Raw genomic sequence first — 13256 nt, forward strand, 5'->3', positions numbered from 1 at the left:
TGATGCGGTAGAGATCGCTCTCCCTCATGCGTTCGTGCACCGCAGGTGAGTATGTTCCACGTCTCTCCGAGTCGGACTGTTCGGCACGGAGCTGTTCCCGAAGCGCCTGTGCGGCCTCGATGACCCGAGTCGCCGTTGCGACATCGTCGGCGCGCTCGATCTCATATCGCGACCAGAGATCGACGGGTGTTGGATCAGCGTTCGGCATAAGACTCCCACATAATTTCGATCGAGATAGTCAAGAAGCGTACTATATTCGACTCGTACCTCAGGCGCCGGGTCGCGGCCATGCGCTTGTTCTCTTTTCAATTCCGAGGAATATAGTTCACAGGAATGGAGTTTGACTGGTCATGCATCCCTACGCGACCTTCTTCTCCGAAATCGTCCGGCTCGAAATCGATCTGTGGAACCAGCTCGACGGGGCCCTGAAGGCAGATGGCCATCTGGGCGTCGCGCACCTTCAGGCTCTGCGATCGATTGCGGACCGGGCCGGCGGAGCGCGGGTTCAAGACGTGTCTGACGACCTGCAGATCACCGTCGGTGCGGCCAGCAAGCTGGTCGATCGTCTCGAGCGAGACGGCCTCGCCGTGCGCAATGCTCATCCGTTCGACCGGCGTTCCATGGTGGTCGCCCTGACGCCATCTGGAAGCGAGACGTTTCACGCTGCTGCCGCGTCGGCCGCCGGTCACGTTGAGCAGATGCTGGGCGACGGGCTCAGCGAAACGCGAGCCACGGAGCTCGCAGAAACCCTGTCAACGATCAGGAGATCGCTTCGAGCCGAGGGGCTGGCGTCATGACTGCGACGATGCGAGCCGTGCAGATCGATCATCCGGGGCCACCTGAGGTGTTGCAGCTTCGGGATGTGCAGCGGCCCGTGGCCGCGCCGGGCAACGTGATCATCCGCGTGAAGGCGTTCGGGCTGAATCGCTCTGAGCTGCACTTTCGTCGAGGCGTCGCGTCGACCGGCGACTTTCCCCGAATTCCGGGAATCGAAGCGACGGGCGTGATCGACCATGCGCCGGGTGGTGAATTCGAGCCGGGAGCCCAGGTTATGACGATGATGGGCGGCATGGGCCGCTCGTTCGACGGGGGTTATGCCGAGTTCGTATCGGTGCCCGCCTCGCAGGTGATTCCGTTCACCAGCGATCTGCCCTGGTCGATGCTCGGGGCGGTCCCCGAAATGCTGCAGACGGCGTATGGTTCGATCGCGGTCGGGCTCGAGGCCGTCGACGGCCAGAGCATCCTGATCCGCGGTGGTACCTCGTCGGTCGGGCTCGCCGCTGCTGTGCTCGCGAAACGGCGCGGCATGACGGTCATCTCGACGACGCGCAGTGGGGCGAGGTTCGACCTTCTGCGCTCGGTCGGGGTCGATCATCCACTCGTCGATACTGGTGAGGTTGCTGCGGATGTTCGGAAACTGCTCGGCGATGGCGTCGACGGCGCCATCGAGCTGGTCGGTGTCAACGTGATGCGCGACACCCTGCGTTCCACGCGCCAAGGCGGCACCGTGTGCTTCACAGGGATGCTCTCTGACGACTGGATCATCCCCGAGTTCTACCCCATGGACTGGCTGCCGAACGGCGTTCGGCTGACCGCGTATTCGGGGGAGGCCGAGGGCTTGCCGACGGCCGTGCTCCAGGACTATCTCGATGCACTCGCCGAGGGCTCGGCCGTGGTGCCCCTCGGGCACGTCTACCAGATGGGCGAAATCGTGCAGGCCCATCGCGACCTCGAGGCGAACACGGTCGGCGGCAAGGCCGTCGTCGTCGTCGACTGACCCTTCTCTTCGCGCTCTTCGGTCTGGCGTTGACGGAGTGCGTGACCGACAGATGCCGGAACAATCTCAGACGCGACGAACCGGCGAATGCACATCGTGGCGCGTTGCGGCAACAATGCTTGCCCCCCCTGGCTACCAGGAGACAAACCTGCCTACGGTGGGCCGATGAAATATGGTCAATCGAGCTCTGTTCATCACAACGTGGTCATCATCGGCGGAGGTAACGCGGGGCTTTCTGTCGCGGGTCGTCTGCGCCGCTACAAGGTCGACGATGTGGCAGTCATCGAGCCTCGAGAGCAGCACCTCTATCAGCCGATGTTCTCCCACGTTGCTGGCGGAACAGCTGCACCGGCGAAGGCGACGAAGCCCCAAGCGTCGGTGATGCCCAAGGGGGTCAGCTGGATCAAAGCCCGGGTCGACGGCATCGACCCGCTCGCTCAGACGGTTTCTCTGAGCTCGGGGGAGCTTGTCAGCTACAGCCAGCTGATCGTCTGCCCGGGCATTCAGAAGAACTGGGACGCAGTTCCAGGCCTGGGAGAGGCCATGGATTCTCCGTTCGGGATTTCGAACTACGAGTACGAATACGCCCAGAAAGCGTGGAAGGTACTGAGGGGGGTGCGCGGCGGTACGGTGGTCTTCACTCAGCCGGCGGGGCCGGCGACATGCGCGGGAGCGGCCCAGAAACCCATGTATCTTGCGTGCGACTTCTGGCGACAGGAGGGCGTGCTGAACGATATCCGGGTTGTGCTGGTCGTGCCCACGCCCTCGCTTTTCGGTATGCCCATGATCGACGCTGAGCTGGAGCGCAAGGTCGCCGAATACGGAATCGAGGTCCGCTACAGCCGTCAACTCGTCGAGGTCGATGCCGCTGAGAAGACCATCCAGATCGCAGCAGAAGGAACCGACGGCTCTCGTGAGACGCTCGCCTACGACGTTCTCCACGCGGTGCCGCCGCAATCAGCTCCGAACTGGCTCCCAGCCACCGACTTGTGTGTCGATCCAGACCAGGGCGGCTTCGTCGACGTCGATTCGTTGACTCTTCGGCACCCGCGTTACTCCGACGTGTGGGCACTCGGTGATGCAGCCGCGTCTTTCAACTCCAAGTCTGGGGGAGCTCTGCGGCAGCAGACGAAGGTGCTCGCGAAGAACCTTGCAGCTGCGTTGAAAGGCAAGACGCTACCTGAGACGTACAACGGCTACTCGGTGTGCCCGTTCGTGGTGTCGCGGTCGAGTGTCGTGTTCGCTGAGTTCGACGATCGGTACAGACCTATGCCGACAATTCCATTCTGGAAGGGACTGGCCAAGGAACGCCGACTCACCTTCGTGGCGGATCGCTACGTTCTGCCGTGGGTGTACTGGCACCTCATCCTGAAGGGTCGCGCCTGACCGAGGGCGGTGCCCAGCCCGCTCCGTCCGAACAGCGTCGTGGCCTGTCTGACGCTCTGCCGTGGCTCGCGTCAGCGGATTCCGCTGCGCGCGAAGCCCTGCACGAAGTAGCGCTGGAAAACGAGGAACAGCACGATCATCGGTGCCACGTTCAGCAGGGCGAAGGCCATTGTGCCACCGTAGTCCGACCCGAACTGGCCCTGCAGGTACAGCAAGCCGATGGGAAGCGTGAAGAGCGCGTTCTGCTTGAGAGCGATCAGCGGCCAGGCGAAGTCGTTCCATGTCTGCAGGATGCTCATGAAGAACAGCACCGCGATCAGGGGCTTCGACAGGGGCAGGATGATGCGGGTGAACACCCGCCAGTTGCCGGCGCCATCGATCCGTGCGGCCTCGATGAGATCAGTGGGTATGGCGAGAATGAACTGTCGTGCCAGAAACAGACCGAACGCGCTGGCGGCCGTCGGTAGGATCACGGCCCAGTAGCTGCCGTACAACCCGAGGCCGGTGACCAGATTGAACAACGGCACCATGATCACTTGCACCGGAATCATCAGCGTCGAGAGGGCAATGAGAAACAGCACCGATGACCCGCGAAACCTCAGATGCGCCAGAGCGTAACCACCGAGCAGATTGACGCTGACGGTGATGATCGCCACGGTGAGGGCGATGGCCGCAGAGTTTCCGAACCAGGTGAGAACCGGGAAGGATGACCATACGCGTTGAAAGTTGTCGAGCGTCAGGCTGCTCGGCCACAGCCGGAGGTCACCGCCGAGGAGGTCGGATCGGCTCGAAAAGGCCACCACGATCATCCAGTACAGCGGAAAGATGACCACGACCGACACGACCACCGCGATGATGAGCCGAAGCGCCCACCACCGCCGACTGCCGCCGCGACTCGAGACACGTGGTCTGCGAACGGGCACCGACGTTCGCGTACCGGCTGCCGGCCTGAGCTGCGTTGCGGCGCTCACTCGACGAGATCTCTCGACCGGCTGGCCCGCCATTGAACAGCAGTGAACGTCAGTGTCAGCAGCAGAAGAACCACACCGATTGCGGCCGCATAGCCCTGATCCCGCGTGACGAATCCGTTGTCGTAGGCGTAGGTGACCAACACAGAGGTGGCGTTCTGGGGCCCTCCGCCGGTGAGAACAAAGACGATGTCGAAGACCTGGAACGAATAGATCACATTCATGATCAGCAGGAAGAACGACGACGGTCCGACCAGCGGCACGGTGACGTAGCGAAAACGGTTCCAGCCGCCGGCACCATCGAGCCGGGCGGCCTCGTAGAGCTCGGGGCTGATGCCCTGCAGCCCAGCCAGGTAGATCAGCATGTTGAATCCGACCCGCCACCAGAGCGTGACAATCACCACCGAAGCGAATGCTGCGGCGCCTCCCGACTGCCAGTCGATGGCCGGCAGTGCGAAAAAGCGCAGCAGCTTGTCGAGCACGCCGTTGTTCTGATCGAAGATCAGCACTCCGATGAGTGCGGTTGCGACACCCGAGATGGCCATCGGCACGATCAGGATGCTTCGAAAGAGGCCGCGGGCGGGCAACACCGAATTCATCAGTACGGCCGCACCCAGCCCCAAGGCCATCGACAGCGGAGTGACCAGTGCGGTGAACAGTGCCGTGTTGAAGGTCGACCGCCAGAACACCGGGTCTGTTGCCAACCGCGCATAGTTATCGAGGCCGGTGAACGTACCCGTGCCGAAGCCGTTCGTTCGCTCAAAACTGATGACGACGGCTGACACGAGGGGAAACAGAACGAACACACCGAGGAGGATGAGGTTCGGCGACAGAAACGCGTACCCCGAGAGCGACGACCTGATGGAACGTGAACGTGATCGGCGACGCCGAGGCAGAGTGGCGGTGGCGGCGCGACCCGGGATGCCTGCTGCTGTCATTGCGTGGGCGACGTCGCCCCGGCGATACCGGTGGCCATGTTCGTGAGGGTGTCGGCCGTGCTCTGGCCGCCGACGAAGGCCAGTTCGAGCTGGTCTTTCAAGACGGTGATGATCTTCGACATGGAGGGGGAGGCGACCTGGGCTGAGTCTTGGGCTTGAACCGTGCTGGCCTGGCCGACGAAGACGGGCGAGAGTTCGGGGCGAACGGCGAAATCGATTCCGCTCGAGGTCAGGTCGGATCGGGTGGGCAGGAGCGACGCGCTGGCGCAGAACTGGCTCATCTCTTCTTGCTGCGTCATGAACTGCAAGAAGCTGGCTGCAAGGTCTGGCTTGGTTGTGGCAGCAGTCGCGACGAGGGCGTTACCACCGAAGTCGCCGGCCGAGCGGGCGTTTCTGGGGGAGTAGGTGACGCCCCAGTCGAAGTCGAGATTCTTGGCGGCATCCGGAATCTGAAACGCGCCGCCCGACGACATCGCAGCAGTCTGCGAGTACCAGGTATCGGCGGCGAGGGTGGTCGATTTGACTGAGTTGTTCTGCGGCACGAACCCGGCCGAGAAGAAGGTGCGGGTGTAGTCGACAGCAGCCCGGCCGGCGTCGGAGTCGATGGCGGGAGATATCAGGTCATCGCTGAGAAAGCGCCCGTTCGACTCGAACAACCAGCTCAGCCAGCGTGTCACACCGTTGCCCTGCCAGTTGTAGGCGAACGGATACTTGTCGGCAGGCAGCGAGCCTCGAAGGGTCTGGAGTACCTGCTGGAACTCATCCCAGCTCCACGCTGCATCGAGCGTCGTCGGCACAGCGCCGATACCGGCGGACTGGAGGGCAGCCTTGTTGTAGTAGATGACTGACGTGTCGGTGTGGTGCGGAACGCCGAAGGTCTTGCCCGTGTTCTGCACCGCGGCCCACGCAGCCGGCGTGAACGAGTCGCTGAAGCCACCCGGTAGACGAGAACTCAGATCCAACAATTGACCGCGGCCGGCATAACTGCCGAAGGTGTAATACGGCACGCGAAAGACGTCAGGCGGGTTCCCGGCTTGCAGCTGCGCGTCGATGTTCGTGAACATCTGTGCGTACGGAACGGCATTCAACATGACCGTCGTTCCAGGGTTCGCCTTCTGAAAGCGGGCTATCGCCGCCTGAAAACCAGCCAGCTCGCTGTCGGTACCCCAGGTGGTGAACGTCAGCGTATCGGCGCCCGCCGACGACTGGGTCGCGGGCGGCGCGAATCCGCAGCTTGCGAGTACCAGGGGAGCCGCAACAAGACCGGCTCCCATCAAGAAGGTTCGACGATTCAGTTGCATCCGATTCATTCCTCACGACGGTGTCTTATCGTCACAAATACTCGATCGGTGCGACAGGGGCTTGCCAGCCTGCGCGAAAGTCATATGAGAGGAAGCTCGTGGTTCCCCGGGCCCCGATCCCGGCTGGAGCTAGGAGTCGAAGCCGATTCCGAGGAGCTCCATGGCTCTGATGAGCATCCCGTCTCTGCCGCCGTTCTGGTCGGATTCGGCGATGGCCCTGCGCATCAGCTGGATCGCGGGGTAGGCGATGGGCTCGGGTGGTATCGGGAACGGTTTGGCTGTTGCGAACGAGAGCCTCGTTCGCTCGGTGTCTCGGCCCGCGAGGAGGTCGAGCATGACGGATGCGCCGAAGCGGGTAGCGCCGACGCCCAGACCGGTGTATCCCGAGCTGTAGGCGACCTTGCCGCCGAGAGCGAGCCCCTGGTACGAGACGAATTTCGTCGACATGTCGATCATGCCGCCCCAGGCGTGCGTGAATCGGATGCCGCGAAGGCTGGGGTGTGCGGTGAAGAAATGATCTGCGAGCCGCTCGAACGTTTCGGGGCGCTGGTCGTACGCGGGCCGGATGCGCCGGCCCCGGTGATACACGGCGTCGTATCCACCCCAGAGGATGCGGTTGTCTGCCGTCTTGCGGTAGTAGTGGAACTGGCGCGAGAGGTCGGTCATTCCGTAGCGACCCTGCCAGCCGATCTGCTCGAGCTGTTCGTCGGTCAACGGCTCGGTGACGAGAACGTAGTCGTAGATCGGCACCGTGCGGAGTGCGTTGCGTTTCAGCAGGAAGGGGAATCCGTTCGTCGCGAGGGCAGCGCGCCTGGCCGTGATCTGACCAGACGGGGTCGTCACGACGACCGTCGCACCCGCGTTGACCAGGCGAGTCGCAGGGGTCTTCTCGAAGATCGCCACGCCCAGCGAGAGACACGCCTCGCGCAGCCCCCACGCGAGCTTTGCGGGGTTGACCAGCGCCACGTCGTCTTCGGTGAAGACGCCGGCGCGTGCGACCGGCGATGTCGTGACCGCGGCCAGTTCCTCACCGACCAGAACGTGGTCGCCCGATCGGAGCAGCTCCTGCACCTGGTGGGGTTCGGTCGCCACGGAGAGAACACCCTCCTGCTCGAATTCGGCATCGATGTCGTAGCGACTCAGGGTTCGTTTGAACTCCTCGAAGTTGTCGTGGGCGAGCCGCTTGATGGCCTCGAGTTCTGACGAGAAGTGGCGCTCGCCGTTCTCGTCACCGTGGGTGAGAGACGCCTCGAGAAACCCTCCGTTGCGACCAGAGGCTGCCCAGGCGATGCGGTTGGCCTCGATGAGCACGACGTCACGGTCGGGATCGCGCTCTTTGGCCAGCAGTGCGGTCCAGAGACCGCAGAACCCGCCGCCTACCACGAGCAGGTCTGTCGTCAGCGCCCCCCGCAGCGCTGCGGTCGGCTCGGGCGCCGGTGCGTCGAGCCAGAAGGGGGTCGCGGATGCTCCGGCCAGCGAGGCCGCGATCTGCTCGCGCGAGCCTCGAAGCTCGTGCCCGTACGCGGGGTTCGTCATCAGGCCCTCTCTTCCGACGCAGGCGCGCCTCGTTGGGCGGCCGACGCATCGGGCAGCGTGATGTAGACCTTGCGCAGAGTCTCGGTCACCGTCCAGCGGGAGCGGGTGCCCGCCTCCAGTCGGCCGATCGTGCCGGGGGAGAGGTGCAGCATCCGCTCGGAATTCTCGAATTCGACGACGGCCGAGCCCGAGATGACCACGAACACCTCACTAGATTCTGTGTCTGTCACGATGCCGGGCGTGACCTCCCAGACACCCACCGAGACGTCGTCGATCACCGCCAGCTCTGCAATCCGGGTCTTCGGGTCTCCGCAGAGAACGTCGGCCGCCTCGAGATCGAGGTGCTCCAGGCGCACCGACCCCGCCCTGAGTACGGTGTTGGGCTGTAGCGATGTCGTCATTGTCTTCTTCTGCTCACGGGAATCAGGTGGAGAGGGTGGTGGGGTGGTGTCAGAAGAGCGTTGCAAGCGCTTCGTCGATGATGGCGAGCCCACGTGCGGCCTCGCTTCGGGTGACGATGGCCGGGGGCACCACATGGATACGATTCTCGCTGATGAACGGCAGGAGCCCCCGTTGCAGAAGCTCGTTCTTGACCTTCACCATCGTTGCGGAGTCGACCGGAACGCGCGTCGCCCGGTCAGACACCAACTCCACGGCCCAGAAGACGCCGGTGCCTCTGACGTCTCCGATCACGTCTCGCCTCTGCGCCAGTTCGGCAAGGCCAGGGCCCAGTACTTCGGCACCCACCGTCTTCGCGTTCTCGACGATTCCCTCGTCGTTCATCACCGTCAGGGTCGCGACGACGCTGGCGGCGGCGAGTGGATGCCCGGAGTAGGTCAGCCCTCCCGGAAACACGCGGTCATCGAAGTAGTGCGCGATCGGCGAACTGATGATGACGCCACCGACCGGAACGTAGCCGGAGTTCACCCCCTTGGCGAAGGTGATCAGATCGGGAACGACACCGAAGGCGTCGAGCGCCAGCCACTCTCCCGTGCGCCCGAACCCGGCCATGACCTCGTCGAGGATGAACACGATGCCGAAACGGTCGGCGAGAGCGCGCACGCCCCGCAGGTACCCGGGCGGTGGTACGAGAACGCCGGCGGTGCCGGGGATCGTTTCGAGCAGCAGCGCGGCGACCGTCTCGGGGCCCTCTGACTGAATGACTCGCTCGAGATGCTGCAGGGCTCTCTCGCACTCCTGCTCGGGCGTCTCGGCCCAGAACTCCGAGCGATACAGGTACGGCCCGAACGCGTGCACGTGTGCACGGGCGTATTCGTTCGGCATCCGTCTCCAGTCGCCCGTGGCCACGATGGCCGCGCCGGTGTTGCCGTGGTAGGAGCGGTAGTGCGAGATGACCTTGTCGCGGCCGGTGACCTGGCGGGCCATGCGAATGGCATTCTCGTTCGCGTCTGCGCCGCCGTTGGTGAAGAAGACCTTCTCGAACGCACCCGGCGCGCGCTCGAGGATCAGCTCGGCCGCTCGAGCGCGAGTCTCGTTCGCGTGAGCGGGGGCGACGGTGGTGAGCAGGGCGGCCTGCTCCTGTATCGCCGCGACGACCTTCGGATGTTGGTGGCCGATGTTGACGTTCACCAGCTGGCTCGAGAAGTCGAGATAGTCGTTTCCGTCGAAGTCCCAGACCGTCGAGCCCGAACCCCCGCTGAGGGCCATCGGCGCCAGCGAGCCCTGGGCAGACCAGGAGTGGAAGACCGAGCTGCGGTCGGCGAGGCTGACGGATTCGTTTGTGCTCATGCGTCTCAGTCTCGACGAATCGGGTTAGTCTCGGTCTGCTGAATTGTCGAACGCTGAGCTCGACGCTAGACAGAAAGGAGCGTGGCGAGCATGCCGACGACTCTGAGGGGATTGGTTTCGCACCGAGAATTCCGCATTCGCGTGCTGGCAGGTACCGGCTCTGACGACGCGGTGATGGATGTGCCGGTCAACTGGGTGCACAGTTCTGACCTGCAAGACCCGACGCCGTGGCTCGAACCGGGCCAGGTCTTGCTGACGAACGGCGCGCAGTTCGCCGTCAACCCTGCTGTGGCATCGGCTCCGGCCGCCACGAAGTCCGAGCGCGATGACTTCGTCGTCGACTACGTGAGGCGCCTCCGCGAGACGGGTGTGCTGGCCCTCGGCTTTGCGACGGGTGTCGTCACCGACGTGGTTCCCGATGATCTGATTGCGGCGTGCGACGCGGCCCGGCTTCCGTTGTTCGAGGTCGACCCGGCCATCCCGTTCATTGCGATCATCCGCTTCGTAGCTGACGTCATCGCCGACGACCGGCGTTCCCGGCTGGAGTGGTCGCTCGAGGCCCAGCGCGCTGTCGCCCGCGCGGCCCTGCGGGCCGACGGGCTCCCGGCCATCCTGCTCGAACTCTCGAGGCGTCTGGGCTGCTGGGTCGGTCTCTACGACTCGGCGCGCACGGCGCTCACCGTGCCGAGTCTCGAGCCCGTGCCCGAGCGACTGCGCGGCGAGGTGGAGGCAGAGGTGCTGGCCACTCTTGCGCGGGGCGCGCGTGCCAGCGTGCGCGTCTCAGACGACGGTGTCGGCTACACGATGCAGACCCTCGGCCAGACCAGCCACCTGCTCGGCGTGCTGGTCGTCGGAACGACGACGCCGTTCGATCCGGCCGAGAACGACCTCGTGGGCAGTGTCATCGGGCTCGCGAGCATCGCCCTCGAGCAGCGGCGCGCGCTCGATGCGGCCCGCCGCCGGTTGCGGACGGGCCTGTTCGAACTTCTGCTCTCGGGGGTCGTCGATGTCGCAGACCGTACCGCGACCAGCCTCTGGGGCCCGCTGCCCGACGAGCCGGTGCATGTTTCGGTCGTCGCGGGCACGGTCAGCGGGCAGTCGTTGTTCGACGAACTCGAGCTCGCCGCCGCGCGACACGAGGGCGGCATGTTCTACGCCGAACGTGGCGACGAGATTCTCGTCGTGTCGCGTGACCCGAAAGAGCTCGAATCGGTGCTGCGGCGGCACGGCCTGGGCGCCGGATGCTCGGCTGCGGTCGGATGGGCCGATCTGCCGCGCGGGCTCACCGAGGCGCGGCGCTCTGCACGCTCTGTCAGCCGTGAGCAGCCCTTCGTTCGCTTCGAGCATCTCGCCGAACAGGGCCTGCAGGGTTTGTTGGCGACGTCGGGCGGACAATTGGTCGCGCAACGCCTGCTCCAGCCAGTGCTCGACCTGCCCGAAGACGAACGCGACATGATGCTTCGAACGCTTCGGGTCTGGCTCTGGCACAACGGCGCGTGGGATCCGGCGGCGCGGGAGCTGGGTGTGCATCGCCACACGCTCCGCAGCCGGGTGCGGGTCGCGGATGCGACGTTGAGCACAGACCTCGAGAGCTTCGCTGCACGTGCAGAGCTGTGGAGTGCCCTGCAGCTTCTCGAGTGACCGGAGCTGCAGGGCTGAGCCTCACTGCGACCGACGGCTATGAACGCGGGTCGGCGTCTCGTGACCCCTTCTTCTTCGAGTACTTCTCGCCCGACTCGAGGTCGATGGCGATGAGCCCGGTCGGAAGGTTCGAGAGGTCGCGTGCGACGACGGTCGTCTCTTCGGAGTCGGGGAGTCGGATTCCGGTGGGGTACTTCTCGCCGAGCAGTATGAGATCGGAACGCTTCTCCAACGTCTGACCCTTGAAGAACGCGGGTGATCGCCAGCGCACCACGAACATCAGAACGAACCCGATGACGAGCGATCCGATTCCGACGACGGCGACGGCTCCGATGCCGAAGATCGTCACGTTGTTGTCATCCTCATCGGTGAGCCAGTCGGGCAGCGCGTACTGCACGAGGCCGAAGATGAAGACGGCGGTCAGCATCAGGCCGCCGAGCAGGGGGATGACACCGCGCATGATGAAGTTTCGGAACGTGCTCGTGAGCGTCTTGCGGTAGAACCAGATGCACGCGTATCCGGTGAGCCCGTAGTAGAAGGCGATCAGCAGGCCGACAGACCCGATCAGAGCGCTCAGCAGCGTCGGCGAGATGAGGGTGAAGACGAGATAGAACACGGCGGAGATGACCCCCATGCCCACCGTCGACCACGTGGGGGTGAGGAAGCGCGGGTGGATCTTCGCGAACTTCGCCGGCACGGCGCGGTACACCGCCATCGAGAGCGCGGTACGCGCGGTGGGCAGGATCGTGGTCTGGGTGGAGGCCGCGGCCGAGGTGAGAATCGAGATGTACAGAAGCGCGAGCATCACGCCGCCGATCGCGGAGTCGCCGAACAGTGCCGGGCCGATGGCGCTGAAGACATCGTTGGCGTTCTCGGGGTTGCCCAGCCCCACGCCGTCGGTGCCGACCCCGGCGAAGGCGATCGTCGCCACGGCGACCAGGGCGTACGTCACCAGCAGCAGCAGAGTGGAGATCACCGCTGCGCGGCCGGGCGTGCGGCTCGGGTCTTTGCTCTCCTCGTTGACGCTCACCGCCGAATCCCAGCCCCAGTAGATGAAGACGGCGGTGAGGATGGCCGGGGCGATGACCGTGCCGAAGTCGAGGTTGAACGGCAGGAACCACGAGATGTCGGGAACCAGCGAGTAGCTCTCAGCCGTGCCGGAGTAGACCCTGACGAGCGCCCAGACGGCGAACACGATCAGAATGAGAACCTCGATGCTGAGAAGAGCGAACTGCAGGCGAGCCGAGATCTCGATGCCGCGGTAACAGATGTAGGTCATGATCGCGATCCAGGCCAGCCCGGCGACGGTAGACCAGAACACATCGCTGGAGAGCGCCGCGATATCGGGGTTGCCGAAGAGCTTTCCGACGAGGGTGAACGAGTACGAGCCCGCGATCTGCGCGAGGTTCGCCATGACGATCACGTCGGCGGCGATGATTCCCCAGCCGCCCATCCATCCCGTCTTCGGGCCGAAGGCCCTCGACGCCCAGGTGAACGTGGTTCCGCAGTCGGGTTCTGCCTTGTTGAGCTCCTGATAGGCGACGGCGATGAAGTACATGGGCACGAACGCCAGGAGGATGATGCCCGGCGACTGCACCCCGGCCAGCAGTGAGCCGCCCGATGCGACGATGAAGCCCAGGCTCGCCGCGAGCGAGTAGGCCGGGGCGGTGGAGGCGATTCCGACGACGACGCTGCCGGTCAGGCCCAGCACCCCGCCTTTCAGTCCCTTGCTGTTGACGCCTCCGGGGGCGTCTGTCGTGGTGGAGGGGGAGGTCATGTGGCACCAATCTGTCAGCGTTGACGGCTTCGGTCTGCTCGCAGACTCCCGTCGGCGAGTAGACACACCCTATTACGTCGCCGAGAACCGCCCCACCTGCCAGATTGGCCCCGTCGGCGGAAATCTGCGACACACTGTCGCACGACGCAGCGAACGAAACCTGATGGTCTGGGCATCCCACTC

Annotated in this window: 11 protein-coding genes; 4 read left to right on the forward strand and 7 right to left on the reverse strand. The window is 64.4% G+C overall.

Annotation, left to right across the window (positions count from 1 at the left end; translation table 11 throughout):
• Positions 1 to 350: 350 nt before the first annotated feature.
• The 3 genes from V3W46_RS08730 (at position 351) to V3W46_RS08740 (ending at position 3163) form a co-directional block, all read left to right on the forward strand.
• Positions 351 to 797, forward strand: a complete 447-nt coding sequence (locus V3W46_RS08730) for a MarR family winged helix-turn-helix transcriptional regulator (protein WP_331782706.1) — start codon at positions 351 to 353, stop codon at positions 795 to 797.
• Positions 794 to 1777, forward strand: a complete 984-nt coding sequence (locus V3W46_RS08735) for a zinc-binding dehydrogenase (RefSeq protein ID WP_331782707.1) — start codon at positions 794 to 796, stop codon at positions 1775 to 1777. Before V3W46_RS08730 ends, V3W46_RS08735 begins: the two co-directional genes overlap by 4 nt.
• 165 nt (positions 1778 to 1942) lie before the next feature.
• A complete protein-coding gene (locus V3W46_RS08740) occupies positions 1943 to 3163 on the forward strand; it encodes an NAD(P)/FAD-dependent oxidoreductase (protein WP_331782708.1) in 1221 nt (406 codons plus the stop codon).
• 71 nt (positions 3164 to 3234) lie between these two features.
• Here V3W46_RS08740 and V3W46_RS08745 read toward each other — a convergent pair whose 3' ends face one another.
• The 6 genes from V3W46_RS08745 to V3W46_RS08770 form a co-directional block, all read right to left on the reverse strand.
• Positions 3235 to 4086 (reverse strand): carbohydrate ABC transporter permease, encoded by an 852-nt coding sequence (locus V3W46_RS08745; RefSeq protein ID WP_331782709.1) that lies wholly within the window; start codon positions 4084 to 4086, stop codon positions 3235 to 3237.
• Between the two features lie 44 nt (positions 4087 to 4130).
• Positions 4131 to 5069 (reverse strand): carbohydrate ABC transporter permease, encoded by a 939-nt coding sequence (locus V3W46_RS08750; protein WP_331782710.1) that lies wholly within the window; start codon positions 5067 to 5069, stop codon positions 4131 to 4133.
• A complete protein-coding gene (locus V3W46_RS08755) occupies positions 5066 to 6370 on the reverse strand; it encodes an ABC transporter substrate-binding protein (protein ID WP_331782711.1) in 1305 nt (434 codons plus the stop codon). Before V3W46_RS08755 ends, V3W46_RS08750 begins: the two co-directional genes overlap by 4 nt.
• 129 nt (positions 6371 to 6499) lie before the next feature.
• Positions 6500 to 7906: an NAD(P)/FAD-dependent oxidoreductase gene (locus V3W46_RS08760; protein WP_331782712.1), complete on the reverse strand. Its 1407-nt coding sequence runs from the start codon at positions 7904 to 7906 to the stop codon at positions 6500 to 6502.
• Entirely contained in the window at positions 7906 to 8307 is a 402-nt protein-coding gene (locus tag V3W46_RS08765) for a cupin domain-containing protein (protein WP_331782713.1), read from the reverse strand. The genes V3W46_RS08760 and V3W46_RS08765 overlap by 1 nt, the downstream gene beginning before the upstream one ends.
• Positions 8308 to 8356: 49 nt before the next feature.
• Complete coding sequence (locus tag V3W46_RS08770) at positions 8357 to 9655, reverse strand: aspartate aminotransferase family protein (protein WP_331782714.1); 1299 nt, start codon at positions 9653 to 9655, stop codon at positions 8357 to 8359.
• 141 nt (positions 9656 to 9796) lie between these two features.
• Between V3W46_RS08770 and V3W46_RS08775 the strand changes: the two genes are divergently transcribed.
• Positions 9797 to 11296 (forward strand): PucR family transcriptional regulator, encoded by a 1500-nt coding sequence (locus V3W46_RS08775; protein WP_331782715.1) that lies wholly within the window; start codon positions 9797 to 9799, stop codon positions 11294 to 11296.
• A 37-nt stretch (positions 11297 to 11333) separates the two neighbouring features.
• Here V3W46_RS08775 and V3W46_RS08780 read toward each other — a convergent pair whose 3' ends face one another.
• Entirely contained in the window at positions 11334 to 13073 is a 1740-nt protein-coding gene (locus tag V3W46_RS08780; RefSeq protein ID WP_331782716.1) for an APC family permease, read from the reverse strand.
• Positions 13074 to 13256 lie beyond the last annotated feature (183 nt).

This window comes from Subtercola sp. YIM 133946 (genome assembly GCF_036553535.1).
Lineage (GTDB): Bacteria > Actinomycetota > Actinomycetes > Actinomycetales > Microbacteriaceae > Subtercola.

What these genes read in the sequence shown, in the direction of transcription:
- V3W46_RS08730 (WP_331782706.1), top strand. Translation starts at nt 351, where the DNA reads ATGCATCCCTACGCGACCTTCTTCTCCGAAATCGTCCGGCTCGAAATC.
- V3W46_RS08735 (WP_331782707.1), top strand. Translation starts at nt 794, where the DNA reads ATGACTGCGACGATGCGAGCCGTGCAGATCGATCATCCGGGGCCACCT.
- V3W46_RS08740 (WP_331782708.1), top strand. Translation starts at nt 1,943, where the DNA reads ATGAAATATGGTCAATCGAGCTCTGTTCATCACAACGTGGTCATCATC.
- V3W46_RS08750 (WP_331782710.1), bottom strand. Translation starts at nt 5,069, where the DNA reads ATGACAGCAGCAGGCATCCCGGGTCGCGCCGCCACCGCCACTCTGCCT.
- V3W46_RS08755 (WP_331782711.1), bottom strand. Translation starts at nt 6,370, where the DNA reads ATGCAACTGAATCGTCGAACCTTCTTGATGGGAGCCGGTCTTGTTGCG.
- V3W46_RS08760 (WP_331782712.1), bottom strand. Translation starts at nt 7,906, where the DNA reads ATGACGAACCCCGCGTACGGGCACGAGCTTCGAGGCTCGCGCGAGCAG.
- V3W46_RS08765 (WP_331782713.1), bottom strand. Translation starts at nt 8,307, where the DNA reads ATGACGACATCGCTACAGCCCAACACCGTACTCAGGGCGGGGTCGGTG.
- V3W46_RS08770 (WP_331782714.1), bottom strand. Translation starts at nt 9,655, where the DNA reads ATGAGCACAAACGAATCCGTCAGCCTCGCCGACCGCAGCTCGGTCTTC.
- V3W46_RS08780 (WP_331782716.1), bottom strand. Translation starts at nt 13,073, where the DNA reads ATGACCTCCCCCTCCACCACGACAGACGCCCCCGGAGGCGTCAACAGC.